Raw genomic sequence first — 633 nt, forward strand, 5'->3', positions numbered from 1 at the left:
AAACATATCAATAAAGCCATTGTTGATATTGCGAATGTCGAGTTCAACCTGCGGGTATTGATCCTGAAATTCAAACAAAATGGGTTGAAGAGGTTCATAGGTTTCTGGCAGAAGGCCAAGTTTGATTTTTCCTCTGACCTCGATGCTTTCGTTACTGGCTTGCTGGTTTGCCGAATCAAGCAAGGTGAGTACTTTTTGTAGATCTTGGTAGTAGGCATCGCCTTTGTTTGTCAGCGAAAGGCTGCGAGTGGTGCGGTGAAAAAGTTGCGTTCCGAGGTAACGTTCCAGTTCTCCAATGCGTCGACTAACATTTGCTCGTGGCAAGTCCAAAGCATTGGCTGCCGCTGTAAAGCTGCCAAGTTGGACGACTTTGGTGAACAGTTTTAGATCGTCAATTTTCACTCTTGAACTCCATACTCTTTGAGTGCCGTGCTAAACCCTGACACTCTAGAGTATTGATGTGTGGTATACAAAACTTATTATTAATTATCGAAATATAAATAAGGACTTCAACATGTTGAGATTTATACAACGTCGTCGCATTAAGAAAGTGATTAAGCTTATGAGTACCAGATTGATGGTGGGATACGGCAGTCGTGAGTACTTTTCCGTCGGTCAGGTAAAGACGAGCAC

General features: G+C 42.8%; 2 protein-coding genes. One reads left to right on the plus strand and one right to left on the minus strand.

Features of this window, described 5'->3' with window-relative positions; genetic code table 11:
- Positions 1-402 (minus strand): LysR family transcriptional regulator (locus R7Q11_RS27260; RefSeq protein ID WP_225467119.1); only part of this gene is annotated, 402 nt, incomplete at its 3' end.
- Between the two features lie 112 nt (positions 403-514).
- On the opposite strand from R7Q11_RS27260, the gene R7Q11_RS27265 reads away from it, so the two are divergent.
- Positions 515-633, plus strand: a 119-nt coding sequence (locus R7Q11_RS27265; protein ID WP_318094471.1) for a DUF6559 family protein, incomplete at its 3' end; no start/stop codon positions are given.

The sequence above is a fragment of the Vibrio sp. 970 genome (assembly GCF_033339075.1).